The organism is Pseudomonas pisciculturae (assembly GCF_015461805.1).
Taxonomy (GTDB): domain Bacteria; phylum Pseudomonadota; class Gammaproteobacteria; order Pseudomonadales; family Pseudomonadaceae; genus Aquipseudomonas; species Aquipseudomonas pisciculturae.
On the sequence record NZ_JACVZE010000001.1, the window covers coordinates 1,064,568 to 1,080,991 of the forward strand.

The following is a 16,424-nucleotide window of genomic DNA, read 5'->3' on the forward strand; positions in this document are numbered from 1 at the left end:
TTCTCACACTAGCGCGTTTCGTTTTGCCAACTCGATAAGTTCTACCAAGGACTTTGCCTTGAGTTTTTGCATAAGCCTCTTTTTGTAAGTGCTGACGGTTTTATTACTTAAGAACATGCCCTTGGCGATTTCTTTGTTGGTGCGGCCTTGTGCAAAAAGTTGCAAAACCATTAGTTCTCGATCGTTGACGGTTTTGAAGAGCTCCAGCTCTTCGCAGTTGCTATCCTGGCCGCCGGGATTCAAGGCTTGGCTGGGGAAATAGTTATAACCGGATAGTACAGCTCGGATCGCACTCATCAATTCACTCAGGTCGCCTTCCTTGCACACATAGCCATCAGCGCCGGAGCGCATGCAGCGGGTCGCGAACAAGGTGGGGGATTGTGCCGTCAGGATGAGGGTCTTCATCGAGGTGTTCATGGCGTTAAAGCGACACAGCACTTCGAGCCCATCTAGCTTTGGAATACTGATGTCCAGAATGATCAAGTCTGGAAGGCATTCGCGAACCATTTGTATTGCATCACACCCGTTATCGGTTTCGCCAACGACCTTATAACCTTCATGTTCCAGCAGCATTCGAATGGCCAGCCTGATAACAGGGTGGTCATCGATGATGAAAACTGTGTTCATAATCACATTCCATGCAAGTGCAAATAAAGCGGGCACATTAGCTCAGAAGTTGCAGGGGGAGGACGAAGGTCAGGGGGTGAGGATACAAATCAGGAAACTTCCTACAACAAAAAAGGCATCGGCTCACGTATTGCCAAGGCTTTGTGGGCGTCCACATCAGCGCTTGACGCGCGTTGAGAAGCAATCCGAATGCCCGACGTTCAATGGTTGGTTTTCTTATGAACTAATGTTTAATTTCCTACGTGGATTAAGGCCATAAGTTCATCCCGGTTTAAAGGTTTCGATAAATAGCCAAGTAGCGGCAGATTACGGTGCAGGGCTTGTTTGATGAGGTTCGCGAGTTCAGTTGCAGGCAGGCTACTGAGTAAAATGGCGTGCACTATAAAGCCTCGGCGTTTGGCGATATCGATCAACTCCAACCCAGGCAAGTCAGGCAGGCACTGATCGCACAACATAAGGTCGAAGGGGGCGTTGCACTGTGTCATCACACGAATTGCCTGTTCGGCGTTCTCAGCCAGGGTTAATTGAGTGAAGCCGAAGCTATTTAGTAGGCATTGGGTCGCAAGGAGTTGAAAGGGGTGATCCTCCACCAGCAGGAGACGAAGGTGAGACTTGAGCATAGGGCGGGCACACGATGAGTCAGGCGGCGATTGGGCGGGACTTAAAAGCGTGCGCGATTATTCATCGGGTACTTGTATGAATTCGATCAGGCTGCTCTGTTCCCTTCGTAGGGAGATTCTTATCAGGGAACAGGCGCGTGATCGAAAGGCTATTGAGGGCTGGAGCGCCCGGTCATCTCTCGGGCCATTTCGGTGGCGTAGCTATCGGTCATGCCGGCGATGAAGTCGATCATGCGCAGGAACGACGCGTGCAGCGGCCACGCCGGGTTCGGTGCGTTGTTGCCCAGCAGGTCGAGGATGCGTCGGTTTTTGAACGATGGCGTGCGCCCGCCATGCTGCTCAAGGGCAGCGCCGCAGAACGCGTTCAGGAGGATTTCCAGGGTGGTGTAGGCGCCAATCTCATGCAGGGTCTTGCGCTTGTCCTGGAAAATCTTCTTGCGAGCCATGTCTTTGGCGTCCAGCACGCAACGCTTGGCCGGGCCGTGCATATGCTCGACCAGGTCGCCGGGCAAGGTGCCCGCCAATAACGCATCCTGCTGTTCGACGAAAGCTGTGGCAGCGGCGTTGGTCAGGTGTTCGATGGCCTTGCCGCGCAGAATCGCCAGCTTGCGCCGGCGGGAGTCCTGCGGGCCCAATTGCCGATAAGTTTGCGGTAGGTCGTCGCCCACCAGATTGAGCAGCAACGACTCGACCTCAGCGTACTCCAGCAACTCCATTTCCAGGCCGTCTTCCAGGTCGATCAGGGCGTAGCAGATATCGTCCGCCGCCTCCATCAGGTACACCAACGGGTGACGGGCCCAGCGTTGCTCCTCAAGCTGCGGCAGGCCAAGCTTGTGGGCGATCTGTTCAAGAATCGGCAGCTCGCTCTGATAACAGCCGAATTTGTGTTTCTTGTAACCCAGGGAGTCGGCGTGGCGAGCAGTCCAGGGGTATTTCAGGTAAGTGCCCAAGGTGGCGTAGGTCAGCCGCGTGCCGCCGTCGAACTGGTGGTACTCCAGTTGAGTCAACACCCGAAAGCCTTGGGCGTTGCCTTCGAAATTGAGGAAGTCATTGCGCTCGGCGCTGCTCATGTCGTCCAGCCAGCCGCGTCCTGCCGCCTGCTGGAACCAATGGCGGATCGCGTCTTCGCCGGAGTGCCCGAACGGAGGGTTGCCGATGTCATGGGCCAGGCAGGCCGATTGCACCACCATGCCCAGATCGCTCGGGTCGCACCAGTCGGGCAGGGCGCTGCGCAAGGTTTCGCCCACACGCATGCCGAGGGAGCGGCCCACGCAGCTGACTTCCAGAGAGTGGGTCAGGCGGGTGTGGATGTGGTCGTTGCTGGACACCGGGTGCACTTGGGTCTTGCGGCCCAGGCGGCGGAATGCGCCAGAGAAAATAATGCGGTCATGGTCTTTGTGAAACGGGCTGCGGCCCAATTCTTCCGGGCTGTGCAGGGGCTTTCCAAGACGTTCGCGGGTCAGCAGGGTGGGCCAATCCAAGGCGGGTACTCTCCGTGCGGTGAATGACCCTCTCAGCTTCCCGGTTCAGGGCGGCCTGGGCAAGCAAAAATCTACAGCCCGGCGGCGTCGATATCGATTAGCAGCAAGCGCTGACCGTTATCGAAGAATTGTCCGGCGGTGAGGCAGTACTGGTTGGTCGTAGCGTCGCGGTAGGTCGAGGACAAGGTCAAGCGTCGTTCATCCCAGCCTTCGGCCAGCAGGTGATAGAAGTACGGTCGCCACGACCAGTTATGCCCAAGGTAGCGGCTGTCGGCTTGCCAGGCGTCGTGACGCCACTCGAAATTGGGTGTCAGTTGGGTACCGTGCCGGTCGCATTGATAAAACCGCAGCAACCACGGGAAGGCCGGCAGTTGGGGCAATTGGCTCAGCGGCGCCTGCGCCTGGGCCCAGTTCTGCAGGATCTTCATCAGCTCGGCCAGTTGTTGGCGCAGTTGCATGATGCGGCCACGTTCCGCCAGTTTTTGCTGCACATACGCTGCACGCAGTTGGGCAAAACGTGGCACGAAGGCATCAGCGGCGAACCAGTCCAACTGCGCTTGGGCAAACAAATAGCCCTGGACGTAACGCGAGCCGCACTCCAGAGCGAAATTCAACTGGGCCTCGGTCTCCACGCCTTCGGCGATGATCCAGCAGCCGGTCTTCTCAGCCATTTGCGCCAGCGCTCGCACCACTTCACTGCTGGGCCCGCCACGGGCGGCTTCCTGGAACAGGCGCATGTCCAACTTGAGGATGTCTGGCTGCAACGCCAGCACGCGGTCGAGCTGGGAATACCCCGCGCCAAAGTCATCGATGGCGATGCGTGCACCGGCCTCGCGATAACGTGCAACCACATCGGCCAGGCGTTGGATGTCGCCGCCCAGTTCAGTGATCTCGAACACGATGCGCTGTGGATCGACCCCGTGGCTGTGGATCTGCTTGAGACTCGGCAGCGCCTGGCCGGGGCGCAACCGGTTGATCCAGCGCGGCGAGATATTGATGCTCATGAACCAGTCTTCAGGGGCTTCATGCAGGCGGCTCAACGCGTTGTCGCGAATCTGGCGGTCGAGCCGGCGCAAGGTCACACCTGGCGTGCGTGGGTCGGCGAACAGCGGCCCTACAGACTGCAAGCGACCGTCAGCCTGGCGCAAACGGCCCAAGGCCTCGACGCCAGCGATGCGGCCGGTGGCTGTGTCGATAAACGGCTGGAAGCAGGCGAGCGGTTGCCCGTCGATCACGGGGCCTCCTTAAAAGAATTAGCGAAAAAAGGCCCGGGCCTCCAAAACAAGGACCGGGCCATTCTGTTAGCAAGAATGCAGCCAGCCAGGCTCAACTTTTACGCGAACTGCCTTGCATCGCCAATTTGATCAATGGAATCAGGCCTGCACCGAGCCGCACCAGGCGCGTAAGGCTGCTGATACTGCCGCCCTTGGCGCCTTTGCCGGTAAAGAAGCCCATCAGCGTCACGGCGGCCACGCCCCACAGCGGCGCGTGCTTGATGCCCAGGTTGTCCTGCCAGTTCTGACCCAGGTTGCGCACCTTGGTCAGCGGTACCAGCAGTTGCTGGGACTCGTGGCGGATCTCCTGGCGGTGCATCTCCATGCGCAGGCGGATCAAAGCCTTGCGCATCTCCCGACGTGACGTGTTGTGTGGCAATTCAGGTCGGCTCATGGCAGCAGGCGCTCCCGGTCATTGGCCAATTCTTCGAGGGTGGCGTGGAACGGCGTGGACTCATCGAACACCGCCGCTTTCAAGCGCACCCCGCAGAAGGCTGCGGCCAAGCTGTAGAACACGCAGAGGCAGATGATGCCTGTGAGGCGGTAGCCGGTGTCCCACACCAGAATCATCACCAGGGTCGACAACCCCACCAGCAACAACAGCGCAAACACCAGCGCCAAGCCGGCAAACAGCAGCAGGCTGACGGTGCGCGCCTTTTGCTCCTGTAACTCAATGCCAAACAATTCGACGTGGCTGTGCAGCAAGCCCAGTACGGCCGCGCCCAGACGCCTTGAGGTTGTGCCCGTAGACGAGCCGGTTTCGCCGATAGACATAAAGTTAGCGCCTTGTAGCCAGCAGGCCGATCAGAAAGCCCACGCCAGCGGCAATGCCCACTGACTGCCAAGGGTTGGCTTGTACGTAATCTTCGGTGGCGGTGACGGCCGCCTGGCCGCGTTCGCGCAGGGAGTCTTCGGTCAATTGCAGGGTTTCACGGGCCTTGAGCAGGCTATCGTGAATCTTGGAGCGCAGCTCATCGGCCTGGTCGCCGGCCAGCACCTTGGTGTCGTCCAGCAGTTTTTCAGTATCACTGACCAGGGTTTGAAAATCCGCCATCAGTATTTCTTGAGCAGTCTTTGCAGTTCTTCTGGCCATGGTTATCTCCGTGATTGGCTGATCTTTACATTTGGTTTCGAGTCACCGGTATCGGTGAAGGTTCAGTGCAATTGTCTGGTACAGCTTTTGCTTTGCCTTGGTGCGCATGCCTCGGGGCTTGCGCTGAATCCGGGCGGTGGGGCAGGAAGCCTTCAAAAACCTTACCCTAAATAACTGAAACTCGCGGAAAAACCCTGTCGGCAACGGCCTGTTGAGTTGATCGCTGCGCTAAAGCGGTTCACGCCTTCTTAAGAGGGTGGGGCCGAGAGTGCCAATTTAGTGCGCGCAACCCCTGCTTGAACCGCTTTGGTGCTTTTTGTCTTTATTACAGGCCTGCCAACCTCCATGGAAAATTTGCAAAGCGCGGTGGACACCCTCGTCCACAGCTCCAACACCCTGTTTATCCTGATCGGTGCTGTCATGGTTCTGGCCATGCACGCTGGTTTCGCGTTCCTGGAAGTCGGCACGGTGCGCCAGAAGAACCAGGTCAACGCCTTGTCGAAGATCCTCAGCGACTTCGCCATCTCCACACTGGCCTATTTCTTTATAGGCTATTGGATCTCCTACGGCGTCAGCTTCATGCAACCGGCGGCGGTGATCAGCGCCGATCATGGTTATGGCCTGGTGAAGTTCTTCTTTTTGCTGACCTTCGCGGCGGCTATCCCGGCGATTATCTCTGGCGGCATCGCCGAGCGGGCACGTTTTGTTCCGCAACTGTGTGCCACCGCGCTGATCGTGGCGTTTATCTACCCGTTCTTTGAAGGCATGGTGTGGAACGGCAACTTCGGCCTGCAAGCCTGGTTGCTTGCGACCTTTGGCGCCAGCTTCCATGACTTTGCCGGGTCTGTGGTGGTACACGCCATGGGCGGCTGGCTGGCGCTGGCGGCGGTGCTGTTGTTGGGGCCACGCAATGGGCGCTATCGCGATGGGCGATTGGTGGCGTTTGCGCCGTCGAGCATTCCGTTTCTGGCGCTAGGTTCGTGGATTTTGATTGTCGGCTGGTTCGGCTTTAACGTGATGAGCGCCCAAACCCTCAATGGCGTCAGCGGCCTGGTGGCGGTCAACTCGTTGATGGCGATGGTCGGCGGCACGGTGGCGGCGCTGATTATCGGCCGCAATGACCCCGGCTTCCTGCACAACGGCCCGTTGGCCGGGCTGGTGGCGATCTGCGCTGGGTCCGACTTGATGCACCCGGTGGGCGCGCTGGTCACCGGCGTAGTCGCCGGAGGCCTGTTTGTGTGGTGCTTTATTGCGGCCCAGGATCGCTGGAAGATCGACGACGTGCTTGGCGTATGGCCACTGCACGGCCTGTGCGGCGTGTGGGGCGGTATCGCCTGCGGCATCTTCGGCCAAACGGCATTGGGTGGCCTGGGCGGTGTCAGCCTGATCAGCCAGTTGATCGGCACCGCCCTTGGCGTGGTGGTGGCGCTGGGCGGCGGCTTGTTGGTGTATGGCGTGATCAAGCGTGTATCCGGGCTGCGCCTGAGCCAGGAAGAGGAGTATTACGGCGCTGACTTGTCGATCCATAAGATTGGTGCGGTCAGTCAGGATTGATCGGCGGGTCTGCCGGCGGATAGAAACCATGCAGTAGGCGATAGCGGTTCTGCCGCACTTCATCGACCCGCGCCTGTACCTGTTGGTCCGGCAGGCCCAGCAGGACCAAGGCGTGGGAGGCGAGCATCAGGCTCGATTCCAATAGTTCGGGCACCACCTCACTGGCGCCCGCAGCCTTCAGCTCGGCCAATTGGCTGTCATCGCGGGTACGCACCAGGATCGGCACTTGCGGGTTGATCCGCCGCGCCTCCTTCAACACCACCAGCGCCACATCGGTGTTGTCCACGGCAATCACTACCAGTCGTGCCCGCTCCAAGCCCACTGCACTGAGCAACGCCCCCCGGCGACAATCACCGTAATGCACGCTGCTGTCTTCGGTGGCGGCTTCCTGCACCCGCTCCGGGTCGTCATCCAACGCGATAAACGCCTGTTGTTCGCGATGCAAAAAGCGCCCGATGGATTGGCCTACACGACCATAGCCACAGATCACTGCATGCCCGCGCAGCTCGGCGTTAAGGGCGGTGATTTGCTCAAGCTGCACCTGTTGATTGGGTTTGCGGTGCAGGCGCAGGGCGACACTCGGCGCGGCGCGTAACAACAGCGGGGTGAGCAGCATCGAGCAAAAGGTAGCCGCGAGCAGCAAACCATTGAACTCATCCGGAATCAGCCGGCTCTGCTGCATCTGCGCCATCAGCGCAAAACAGAACTCACCGCCCTGGGCCAGGGCCAAGCCACTGCGCCACGCCGTTTCACTGTCGCTGCCGCGCAGTTTGACCAACGCGGCGACCACGCAACCTTTGACCAGCATCAAGGCCAGGGTCAGGCCGAGGATCAGCAGGCTGTGGCTGACGAACAATTGCAGGTCGATCAACATGCCGATGCTGACGAAAAACAGCCCCAGCAGGATGTCGCGAAATGGTCGGATATCCGCTTCGATCTGATGACGGTAATGGCTTTCCCCCAACAACATGCCGGCGAGAAAGGCGCCAAGGGCAGGGGACAGGCCCAGCAAATGCGTGAGCCACGCGGTGAGCAACACGATCACCAGCGCCAACAGCACAAACAGCTCCGCCGAGTGGGACGCGGCGACTTCATGGAACAAACGTGGCAACAGCCAGCGACTCGCAAACAGCAGGCCGACAAACAGCACCACAGTCTTGCCCAGGGTCAACGGCAGCGCCAGATACCAGGCCTGCTCGCCGGTGCCGGCAAACACCGGCACCAGGGTCAGCAGCAATACCGCGACCACATCCTGGAACAGCAGCACGCCAATCGCGTTCTGGCCGTGGCTGCTGAATATTTCCCCTAGGCTGGTCAGCTCCTTGCTGACGATGGCCGTGGACGACAGTGCCAGCCCGGCACCCAGCAACAAGGCGATGCCTGGCGCCACACCCAGGGCCATCAATAAAAGCCCCAGCAGCCCACCGCACCCCAGCACTTGCAGACTGCCCAGGCCAAATACCACGCGGCGTAGCGCGAGCATCTTGGTCAGAGAAAACTCCAGGCCCAGGGAAAACAGCAGGAACACCACCCCCAACTCGGCAAGGTCGGGCAGCTCTTCGCTGTCATTCACCCAATCGAGGGCGGTAGGCCCCACGGCCAGGCCAACGCACAGGTAGCCCAGCACGGGAGGCAATCGCAGCCGGCGAAATAGCGCAATCACCACCAGGGAAGAGGCCAGGATGATCAGCAGATTGGCAAACACGCGCATCTCCATTGCAAAGGGGGCAGGCAAAAAGCGGTGAGAATCGCTGAATCAGTTATAGGTCATGGTGATCTGGGTCAGGGTTTATTGTGTGGGCTTGCCTGAAGGTGAATGTGCGGGCTTAGAATGCATGCCTACTTTCTGATCAGGTCCATTCGCCATGCTTCCTGAATGCCAGCTGTTCGGCACCCTGGGTTGCCATCTTTGTGAGATTGCCGAAGCCGAAATCATGCCGTTGGTCGAACACGGGCTATTGGTGGAACTGGTGGATATCACCCACCCCGCCGACCTCACTGAAGCCTACGGCCTGCGGATTCCGGTGCTTCGCCGGGTCGACACCGGCGCCGAACTGGACTGGCCGTTCGACGCCGAACAGGTCGTCGCCTTCCTCGGCTAAGGTTTATGCGATGGCGGGTTTCCGAATATTACGTTACTGTATGTTTGTACAGCGATTGAATAGAGGGAACGCCCGTGGTGAATGTTGAACAATTGAAAAGCAGCGTCAATCGCATGTCCGCCGACGTCGTGCGCGACGCGGTGAACGAGCTGCGCCTCGACGGCCTGGTCACGGAAGGCAAGACGCCGTTTAACAAAGTGCATTTCAATACCTGTTTTGCCGAGATCGAAGCGTTGTTCCAGCGCGCCGGTTACCACAAGCAATTGGATGTGGTGGGTTACCAAGGCTTGTTGTACGCGTTGTACGATCCTGGCCGCTGGGAGGCGGTAGACGTGCTGCGCTGGCTCAAGGAATTCACCGAGGCCGCCAGTGCGTCGCCGATCCTGCGGGCCGAATTGGCCAAGGCCTGAACCATGCGGGATAATGCCCGCCGGTTTTCTCCAGGCTTTGCGCATGCCCACTTCGATTTTTATCCCGTCCGAGCACCAAGCCAGCACGTTGTACTTGCCGCCGGGAGCTTGGGCGACCGTGCTCGATTGCCTGTGCGAACATTTTCCGGCGATCAGCCGTGAACACTGGCTGGACCGCATCGCTCGTGGCCGAGTGCTGGACATCAACGGCAGCCCCATCAGCCTGGACCTGGCCTACAAGGAAGGCCTGTGCATCTACTACTTCCGCGAAGTGCCGAATGAAAAGGTGATCCCCGTACAGGAAACCATCCTGTACGCGGACGAACACCTGGTGGTCGCCGACAAGCCGCATTTCCTGCCAGTGACACCCGCCGGTGAATACGTCGAGCAAACCCTTTTGCGTCGCTTGATCCGCCGCCTGGGCAACCCGGCGCTGGTGCCCCTGCACCGTATCGACCGGCATACGGCAGGGCTGGTGTTGTTCTCCGCCAACCCGGCCACTCGCTCGGCTTATCAGCAGCTGTTTCCTACGCGCAAGATCGATAAGTTCTACGAAGCCATTGCGCCTGCCTTGCCTGAGCAGGCCTTTCCGCTGGTGCACAAAAGCCGCCTGGTGGATGGCGAACCGTTTTTTCGCATGCAGGAAGGCCCGGGCGCGAGTAATACCGAAACGGCGGTTGAAGTGCGCGAAAAGAATGGCGATCTATGGCGCTACGGCCTGTTCCCGGTGACGGGCAAGAAGCACCAGTTGCGGGTGCATATGACGGCGCTCGGCGCGAGTATCTGCAATGACCCGTTTTACCCGCATGTAGTCAAGGACGCCGTGGACGACTACGCCAACCCGCTCAAGCTACTGGCCCAAGGCGTGCGCTTTATCGACCCGGTGACCGGTGAAGAGCGCAGTTTTCGCAGTGAGATCACCCTCGACTGGTGATCCCCGAAAACAACAAGGCCCGCGCGAGGCGGGCCTTGTTGGCAAACGTTAAGATTTACAGATCTTTAACGGTGCGAACCTGATCTTTGTTGATGCGGGTGCGCTTGCCGTCCAGTTGTTCAAATTCGTAGAAACCCGAATCTTCGTTGTATTTCGGGGTGTCGACGGCCTGGATTTCGCGACCGTCATTCAGGGTGATCACTGTTGGCGACGCGCAACCAGCGAGGGTAGCGAGGCCCAGTGCAAGCATGAGAGCGGCGATGGTCCGTTGAGTCATGGTGTTGTCTCCGAAAGAATTCTTTTGAAATGCTGACCTTGTGACGCGCGCGGCGTCGACAAAGTTCCGGGTGCGAGGTTCATTCTGACACGCCCGACCTCGGGAGCAACAGCTCGGGTGTATTCAGGTTGGCCAGGCGCGGGTCATCCGCCGGGCATTCCAGGCCCACGCCACCCAATTGCAGAAGAATCTTGCGTGGGCTGCGTTCACCGGCGTCCCAGGCCTGTTCTACCGCAGTTTGCAGGCCGGTGGGGATGACACAGATCAAGGGTTCCCAGAATTCACCGTGGCGCACCATTACGGGCAGCAGCGGGTTGCGTTGCGCGGTCGCACGTAACTCGGTTAACAAACCGGCATCTATTTGCGGCACATCGCACGGCAAGATCAGCATATGCGTGTGGCGTGCGACGGCCAATCCCGCACGGATGCCGGCGAGCGGGCCGGGGAAGTCCGGGCTGTCGTCGCTCACCACTTGGTCGGCATACGCGCCGTAGCGTTCATGATTGCGGTTGCACGAAATGATCAAGTCATCCGTGAGTGGCCGGACCAGGCGCTGCAAATGGGCAATCAGGGGCTCGCCCTGCCAGTCGAGCAAGCCTTTATCCTGGCCGCCCATGCGTTGGCCGCGCCCTCCGGCCAGCAGCAGGATCGAACAGGGCAGGGCTGAAGAATCGAGAGACATGGCGGTTCCGCTGCGGCAGGCAAATAGGGCCCTGTGATATAACACCGGCCTGTTTCTTCGACAACCGGACCGTGCCATGAAAGCCAAGGCTGATGCGCCCTTCGTACCCCTGAACATTGCTGTACTGACCGTCAGCGACACCCGCACCCTGGACACCGACACCTCGGGCCAGGTCTTCGTCGATCGCCTCACCGCCGCCGGGCATAACCTGGCCGAGCGCGTGTTGCTCAAGGACGACCTTTACAAAATCCGCGCCCAAGTCGCCCACTGGATCGCCGAAGACGTGGTGCAAGTGGTGCTGATCACCGGCGGCACCGGCTTCACCGGCCGCGACAGCACCCCCGAAGCCGTGAGCTGCCTGCTCGACAAGCAAGTCGACGGCTTTGGCGAATTGTTCCGCCAGATCTCCGTGGCTGATATCGGCACCTCCACCGTGCAATCGCGCGCCTTGGCCGGTTTGGCCAATGGCACGTTGGTGTGCTGCCTGCCGGGTTCCACCAACGCGGTGCGCACCGGTTGGGACGGCATCCTCGCCGAGCAGTTGGACAACCGCCATCGCCCGTGCAACTTCGTGCCGCACCTCAAGCAGGCCGAGCCTTGTGAATCCCGTGGGTAAGCCGGGCAAGACCGGCACCTTGATCCCGGTAGAGCAAGCGCTGAAACAGCTGCTGGACATGGCCGAAGCCGCGCCGATCCGCGAGCAGCAAACCTTGGCCCTGGCGGATTGTGACGGCCGTGTATTGGCGCAAGACCTGGTCTCCACCCTCGACCTGCCGCCGTGGCCCAACAGCGCCATGGACGGTTATGCCCTGCGCCTTGCGGACTGGAACGGCGAACCGCTGGTGGTCAGCCAACGTATCTTTGCCGGCCAGGCGCCCGAGCCCTTGGCCGCTGGCACCTGCGCCCGAATTTTCACTGGCGCGCCCGTGCCTGAAGGCGCCGACTGCGTAGAAATGCAGGAAAACGCCATCGTTCATCCCGACGAGCGCGTGAGCTTCACCGAGTCGTTGCAGCTTAATCAGAACATCCGCCCGCAAGGCCAAGAGACGACTGTCGGTGAGTTGGTCTTGACCACAGGCACACGCTTGGGGCCGATTGAGCTGGGGCTTGCCGCGTCCCTGGGTGTTGACCAGTTGGCCGTCATCCGCCGCCCGCGCGTTGCTGTGCTGTCCACCGGCGATGAGCTGATCGAACCGGGCCTGCCGCTGGGCCCTGGGCAGATCTACAACAGCAACCGTCGCGTGCTGTGTTCGTGGCTCACGCGCATGGGGTGTGAAGTCATCGACGCTGGCATCCTGCCCGATGACCTGGAACAGACCCGCACGCGATTGGCGGGGTTGAATGCGGTTGACCTGATTCTCTCCACCGGCGGTGTGTCGGTGGGCGAGGCTGACTTCCTCGGTATCGCCCTGCGCGAAGAGGGCGAACTGGCGCTGTGGAAACTCGCGATCAAACCCGGCAAGCCGCTGACCTTCGGGCATTTTCGTGGCGTGCCGGTGATCGGCCTGCCGGGCAACCCGGCCTCGACGCTGGTGACCTTTGCGTTGCTGGCGCGGCCTTATCTACTGCGCCGCCAAGGTGTTGCCGATGTAGCGCCGCTGCGTTTCGAAGTGCCGGTGGGGTTCGAGTGGCCCAAGCCGGGCAACCGCCGCGAGTACCTGCGTGGGCGTATCGAACAGGGCAAGGCGATTATTTACCGCAATCAAAGCTCCGGCGTGCTGCGCAGCGCGGCGTGGGCTGAAGGGTTTGTTGAGGTATTGGAAGGGACGACGCTGACGATGGGGGATACCGTCAACTTCATCCCCCTCAGTGAAGTCTTGAACTAAACACACATCCCCTGTGGGAGGGGGCTTGCCCCCGATGAGGGTGTGTCAGTCACAGATGTTTCAACTGACACTCCCTCATCGGGGGCAAGCCCCCTCCCACATTAGTTCTATGTCTATTCAGTAGTCATCCCCACGCTCCGTCACATCCCGCTCCACCGGCCCCGCATCCGGGTCATACCCCACCGGGAACTTACCTTTCAACGTCCAGGCAAACGCGATGATCTCGGCGACGGTGCGGTACAGCTCTTCGGGAATACTGTCCCCCAACTCCATGCGTGCCAGCAGCTTTACCAGCTCGGCATTCTCATAGATCGGCACTTCGTTTTCCCGCGCCAATTTCAGAATCGCTTCGGCGAGCGCATCGTCGCCTTTGGCCGTCAAAGTGGGCGCTTGCTGGCCGTCATATTTGAGCGCAATCGCCTGGCGCGGTGGGCTTGTGTCTTTCATGCCGTTTCATCCACCCAGCGTTGCTCCAATCCGGTTTTCGGCCCGCGTGGCGGGGTGCCGACGTGGCAATCGAGGTCGCCGACGTTAATGCCCGAAGTCACCAGGCGTTCGCGCAAATGACCCAGGTGGCTTTCAATCAAGCTCGCGGTAAAGGCGCGTGTCGCCCACAACTGGCTCGACAGCTTGCCCTGACTCAATTGCGCCTGAACCTGCAACGGCCCGAGCGGCTCCATGTCGAAAGCCAGCTCTACGCGCCAGAGCATCTGTTTGGCGTCCTTCTTGTCTTTGCGTTCGGGCTGGTCTTTGTCCGGCGCCGGCTCTTCGCGTTGGAACTTGACCTGCAGCGGCACGATGTCCTGCAAGGTGCGCAGGGGGATTTCCAATTGCCAGGTGGTTTGCAGGCGGCCATCGGCGGTGGTGCCGGTTTGTTCCAGGCTCGACAGTTGATGGCTCTGCAAGCGCGAGATGGCGGCGGCAGCCAGGCGCAGGAGGTTTTCCAGGTCACCTTCGCCTTCCAATTTCGCCATCAGCCGTTCAGGCAGCGGAAAGCCCGCGGGGGACTGGCGGGCGCTGACCTGGCCAAGTGTATTGAGCGGGCTGCGCACGAAGTTGGGCATGACTTGGGCCAACGTATTCGCCGCGAGGATTGCATTGAGGTTGGTGCTGGCGGGTAAGGCAGGCAGCAAGTCGGCCACCAGGCGCAGCAGGGCGCCTTTCATATCCAGCGGTGGCACCCCCGGGTTCTGCCCAGCGAGCAGTTTGGCTTCTAGAAAGGCGCCGCTGTTTTGCACCACCTGCGCCAGCACCTTGGGGTTACTGACCTGAGCCAGATCGGGCAAGGCTGCCAGTAAGCGGTCGGCGGCGCTGCGCAGTTCGGCAGAGGTGCTTTCATTGCGCGGCAGGTTTTGCAGGGCAGTGAAGACCGCATCCAGCGAGCCCTGGCGACTTTGCTGGGTCGAGAGTTGCTGGGTGACGGCCAGTTGATCCTTCAGCCCGCTGAGCGGAACAAAATTCAGCGTCTGCGCGTTCTGTACGACGGCGCTGAGCAAACTTCCAACCCGCAGCGGCTGTGGGCTTTCCAGCGTCAACGTTGAACCCGCCAAGGCGTTATTGAGCACAGTCACCAGCGAACGGTAGATCGCCGGCTGCGCCGTGCCTTGGGGCAGCATTTGGGTGGTCAGCACCTTGGCCTGCAACAGCGTGCCGACGGGCAGCTTGGCAGTGTCGATGCGGGTTAGGGCCGCCACATTGGCGCTGATCGCCTGCTGCAAGCTCAAGGTCAGGTTGCCCGCCGGCGTCTGGCTCACCGCCACATTGCTGCCCAACGGCAAAGGTTGCGTACTGCTGGCCTGCACCAGCGTCTGGCGACCACCCTCCAGGGTCAGCTTGAGCAACAACTGAAAGGCTTCACCGCCTTGCTTGAGGGCGATCACCTCGGCGTTAACGGTTTTACCCGGCGTGATCAAGCCGATCTGCGGCTCCAGCAGTTTCAACAACTCACCGGCCGCAGGCGCGGTCGCCGCCCCGCTGGTCGGGGCAGGTGGGAGCACAGGAAGGTTGATCTCGCCGGTCATCGTCTACGCCGTCTTGAAGGAAATTGCCCTCTTTAGAGTAGGGCATCGCATGTATAATGCCGCCCGTCTGCAAAGAGAGCGCTGAAAACCTCACAACTATTTGATCCAGCTCTCTAAAATCGGTCGCCAAAGCCGTTATTGTGCATCTTTCTTTAACGGCCGCTGCACCGCCGACTTGAACCGTAAAGGCCCGCGATCTTTTGACCAGCCCTCTTCTTGAAGCCGTAGCGCTCTCCTGTGAACGCGACCTGCGCCTGCTGTTCGAACACCTCGAACTGCGGCTGACGGGCGGCGATATGGTGCAGGTCAGTGGCCCCAACGGCAGCGGCAAGACCAGTTTGCTGCGCCTGCTGGCTGGCTTGATGCAGCCGACGGCTGGTGAGGTTCGGCTCAACGGCAAGCCGCTGAACGAACAACGCACTGAGCTGGCGCGCAACCTGATCTGGATCGGCCACGCCGCTGGCATCAAGGACGTGCTCACCGCCGAAGAAAACCTCAGCTGGCTCAGCGCCCTGCATCATCCTGCTTCCCGCGACGCCATCTGGCAGGCCTTGGCCGCTGTGGGCCTCAAGGGTTTTGAAGACGTTCCTTGTCATACCTTGTCCGCCGGCCAGCAGCGCCGCGTGGCGTTGGCGCGTTTGTATTTGCCGGGCCCGCCGTTGTGGATTCTCGATGAGCCGTTCACTGCCCTCGATAAACAAGGCGTCGCTCAGTTGGAAGCACACCTGGCACAGCACTGCGAGCAGGGCGGGCTGGTGGTGCTCACCACCCATCACACCCTCAATCGGATGCCCGCCGGTTACCGCGACCTCGACCTTGGCCGGTGGTCAGCATGAGTGTGTTTGCCCTGCTGGTCGCCCGCGAAGCGCGGCTGTTGTGCCGTCGCCCGGCCGAACTGGCCAACCCGTTGGTATTCTTTGCCATCGTGATTGCACTGTTCCCGTTGGCGGTCGGCCCTGAGACTAAACTGTTGCAAACCTTGTCTCCGGGACTGGTGTGGGTGGCGGCGCTTTTATCGGTTCTGCTCTCGCTGGACGGGCTGTTTCGCAGTGATTTTGAAGACGGTTCCCTGGAACAGTGGGTCCTTTCGTCGCACCCTTTGCCACTACTGGTCTTGGCAAAGGTGCTGGCACACTGGGCTTTTTCCGGCTTGGCGCTAGTCTTGCTCTCGCCGCTGATGGCGATGATGCTCGGCTTGCCCACCGAGTGCCTGCCGATTCTGCTGCTGAGCCTGTTGCTCGGCACGCCGGTGCTCAGCCTGTTGGGCGCAGTGGGCGCGGCGTTGACCGTCGGTTTGAAGCGCGGCGGCCTGTTGCTGGCGCTGTTGATTCTGCCTTTGTATATCCCGGTGTTGATCCTGGGCAGCGGTGCGTTGCAAGCCGCGCTCATGGGCATGCCGGCGACCGGTTACCTCTTGTGGCTTGGTAGCCTGACCGCCCTGGCGGTAACCCTGACACCTTTTGCTATAGCGGCCGGCCTGAAGATCAGCGTCGGCGAATAATGAGGTCTGGCTGAGCGTTGTC

20 protein-coding genes are annotated in these 16,424 nt (G+C 60.3%); 8 read left to right on the plus strand and 12 right to left on the minus strand.

The genetic code is table 11. The features are described 5' to 3' along the window. Window positions 1–3: 3 nt before the first annotated feature. The 7 genes from ICY20_RS04830 to ICY20_RS04860 form a co-directional block, all read right to left on the minus strand. Window positions 4–627, minus strand: coding sequence for a response regulator transcription factor (locus tag ICY20_RS04830; RefSeq protein ID WP_159958185.1), 624 nt, complete (start codon window positions 625–627; stop codon window positions 4–6). Between the two features lie 230 nt (window positions 628–857). Then, window positions 858–1,247: a response regulator gene (locus ICY20_RS04835; protein WP_159958187.1), complete on the minus strand. Its 390-nt coding sequence runs from the start codon at window positions 1,245–1,247 to the stop codon at window positions 858–860. Between the two features lie 149 nt (window positions 1,248–1,396). Continuing rightward, window positions 1,397–2,728 (minus strand): deoxyguanosinetriphosphate triphosphohydrolase, encoded by a 1,332-nt coding sequence (locus ICY20_RS04840; protein WP_159958189.1) that lies wholly within the window; start codon window positions 2,726–2,728, stop codon window positions 1,397–1,399. Window positions 2,729–2,799: 71 nt separating this feature from the next. Beyond that, window positions 2,800–3,963 (minus strand): EAL domain-containing protein, encoded by a 1,164-nt coding sequence (locus ICY20_RS04845; RefSeq protein WP_159958191.1) that lies wholly within the window; start codon window positions 3,961–3,963, stop codon window positions 2,800–2,802. A gap of 91 nt (window positions 3,964–4,054) precedes the next feature. Then, window positions 4,055–4,396, minus strand: a complete 342-nt coding sequence (locus tag ICY20_RS04850) for a hypothetical protein (protein WP_159958193.1) — start codon at window positions 4,394–4,396, stop codon at window positions 4,055–4,057. Further along, complete coding sequence (locus ICY20_RS04855) at window positions 4,393–4,776, minus strand: phage holin family protein (protein WP_012723020.1); 384 nt, start codon at window positions 4,774–4,776, stop codon at window positions 4,393–4,395. The genes ICY20_RS04850 and ICY20_RS04855 overlap by 4 nt, the downstream gene beginning before the upstream one ends. 4 nt (window positions 4,777–4,780) lie before the next feature. Further along, on the minus strand, window positions 4,781–5,095 hold the full coding sequence (locus ICY20_RS04860; RefSeq protein ID WP_101268013.1) for a DUF883 family protein: 315 nt from the start codon (window positions 5,093–5,095) through the stop codon (window positions 4,781–4,783). A gap of 345 nt (window positions 5,096–5,440) precedes the next feature. On the opposite strand from ICY20_RS04860, the gene ICY20_RS04865 reads away from it, so the two are divergent. After that, a complete protein-coding gene (locus tag ICY20_RS04865) occupies window positions 5,441–6,649 on the plus strand; it encodes an ammonium transporter (protein ID WP_159958195.1) in 1,209 nt (402 codons plus the stop codon). Here the strand turns inward: ICY20_RS04865 and ICY20_RS04870 are convergent. Further along, window positions 6,636–8,354 (minus strand): cation:proton antiporter, encoded by a 1,719-nt coding sequence (locus tag ICY20_RS04870; protein ID WP_194937035.1) that lies wholly within the window; start codon window positions 8,352–8,354, stop codon window positions 6,636–6,638. The genes ICY20_RS04865 and ICY20_RS04870 overlap by 14 nt on opposite strands. Before the next feature lie 160 nt (window positions 8,355–8,514). Between ICY20_RS04870 and ICY20_RS04875 the strand changes: the two genes are divergently transcribed. The 3 genes from ICY20_RS04875 to ICY20_RS04885 all read left to right on the plus strand — a co-directional run bounded on the left by ICY20_RS04875 (window position 8,515) and on the right by ICY20_RS04885 (window position 10,095). Next, window positions 8,515–8,751, plus strand: a complete 237-nt coding sequence (locus ICY20_RS04875; protein WP_194937036.1) for a glutaredoxin family protein — start codon at window positions 8,515–8,517, stop codon at window positions 8,749–8,751. A 74-nt stretch (window positions 8,752–8,825) separates the two neighbouring features. Continuing rightward, window positions 8,826–9,161: a hypothetical protein gene (locus tag ICY20_RS04880; RefSeq protein WP_010565034.1), complete on the plus strand. Its 336-nt coding sequence runs from the start codon at window positions 8,826–8,828 to the stop codon at window positions 9,159–9,161. A gap of 43 nt (window positions 9,162–9,204) precedes the next feature. Further along, window positions 9,205–10,095, plus strand: a complete 891-nt coding sequence (locus ICY20_RS04885; RefSeq protein WP_194937037.1) for a pseudouridine synthase — start codon at window positions 9,205–9,207, stop codon at window positions 10,093–10,095. A 55-nt stretch (window positions 10,096–10,150) separates the two neighbouring features. Here the strand turns inward: ICY20_RS04885 and ICY20_RS04890 are convergent, their stop codons facing one another. Together ICY20_RS04890 and mobA are read right to left on the minus strand one after the other, a co-directional pair. After that, on the minus strand, window positions 10,151–10,372 hold the full coding sequence (locus ICY20_RS04890) for a YgdI/YgdR family lipoprotein (RefSeq protein WP_010211805.1): 222 nt from the start codon (window positions 10,370–10,372) through the stop codon (window positions 10,151–10,153). A gap of 79 nt (window positions 10,373–10,451) precedes the next feature. Continuing rightward, window positions 10,452–11,054 carry a molybdenum cofactor guanylyltransferase MobA gene (mobA, locus tag ICY20_RS04895; protein ID WP_159958203.1) on the minus strand — a complete coding sequence of 201 codons (603 nt, stop codon included), beginning with the start codon at window positions 11,052–11,054 and terminating at the stop codon, window positions 10,452–10,454. Window positions 11,055–11,130: 76 nt separating this feature from the next. On the opposite strand from mobA, the gene moaB reads away from it, so the two are divergent. After that, window positions 11,131–11,670 carry a molybdenum cofactor biosynthesis protein B gene (moaB, locus tag ICY20_RS04900; protein WP_056857153.1) on the plus strand — a complete coding sequence of 180 codons (540 nt, stop codon included), beginning with the start codon at window positions 11,131–11,133 and terminating at the stop codon, window positions 11,668–11,670. After that, window positions 11,654–12,880 carry a molybdopterin molybdotransferase MoeA gene (locus tag ICY20_RS04905; protein WP_159958205.1) on the plus strand — a complete coding sequence of 409 codons (1,227 nt, stop codon included), beginning with the start codon at window positions 11,654–11,656 and terminating at the stop codon, window positions 12,878–12,880. The genes moaB and ICY20_RS04905 overlap by 17 nt, the downstream gene beginning before the upstream one ends. Window positions 12,881–12,997: 117 nt before the next feature. Here ICY20_RS04905 and ICY20_RS04910 read toward each other — a convergent pair whose 3' ends face one another. Both ICY20_RS04910 and fliK read right to left on the minus strand, forming a co-directional pair. Next, complete coding sequence (locus ICY20_RS04910) at window positions 12,998–13,327, minus strand: EscU/YscU/HrcU family type III secretion system export apparatus switch protein (protein ID WP_159958207.1); 330 nt, start codon at window positions 13,325–13,327, stop codon at window positions 12,998–13,000. Next, complete coding sequence (fliK, locus tag ICY20_RS04915; RefSeq protein WP_159958209.1) at window positions 13,324–14,901, minus strand: flagellar hook-length control protein FliK; 1,578 nt, start codon at window positions 14,899–14,901, stop codon at window positions 13,324–13,326. Before fliK ends, ICY20_RS04910 begins: the two co-directional genes overlap by 4 nt. A 200-nt stretch (window positions 14,902–15,101) precedes the next feature. Here fliK and ccmA point away from each other — a divergent pair, with 200 nt between their 5' ends. Both ccmA and ccmB read left to right on the plus strand, forming a co-directional pair. Next, window positions 15,102–15,737, plus strand: a complete 636-nt coding sequence (gene ccmA / locus ICY20_RS04920) for a cytochrome c biogenesis heme-transporting ATPase CcmA (protein ID WP_159958211.1) — start codon at window positions 15,102–15,104, stop codon at window positions 15,735–15,737. After that, entirely contained in the window at window positions 15,734–16,402 is a 669-nt protein-coding gene (gene ccmB, locus ICY20_RS04925) for a heme exporter protein CcmB (RefSeq protein WP_159958213.1), read from the plus strand. The genes ccmA and ccmB overlap by 4 nt, the downstream gene beginning before the upstream one ends. Window positions 16,403–16,424: the final 22 nt, after the last annotated feature.